Raw genomic sequence first — 245 nt, 5'->3', positions numbered from 1 at the left:
AGCACACCACGCCTGCCGCCAGGCCGATAACCAGAGCGCCCATCGGGCCCACGGTGCCGGCAGCCGGGGTGATTGCAACCAGGCCGGCGACCACGCCCGAGGCAATGCCCAGTGCGCTTGGCTTACCGTGGGTGACCCACTCGGCGAACATCCAGCCCAGCGCCGCCGCAGCGGTAGCAATCTGGGTGACCAGCATCGCCATACCGGCAGTGCCGTTGGCCGCAGCAGCGGAACCGGCGTTGAAG

Annotated in this window: 1 pseudogene; it reads right to left on the bottom strand. The window is 69.4% G+C overall.

The features are described from left to right. Positions 1-245, bottom strand: a pseudogene (locus KZZ04_RS20445) (ammonia channel protein); the annotation flags it as partial.

This window comes from Pseudoalteromonas sp. CR1 (genome assembly GCF_019392235.1).
Lineage (GTDB): Bacteria > Pseudomonadota > Gammaproteobacteria > Enterobacterales > Alteromonadaceae > Pseudoalteromonas.
Note: the sequence above shows the minus strand (reverse complement) of the source record. Positions and strands in the feature narration are given on the sequence as shown.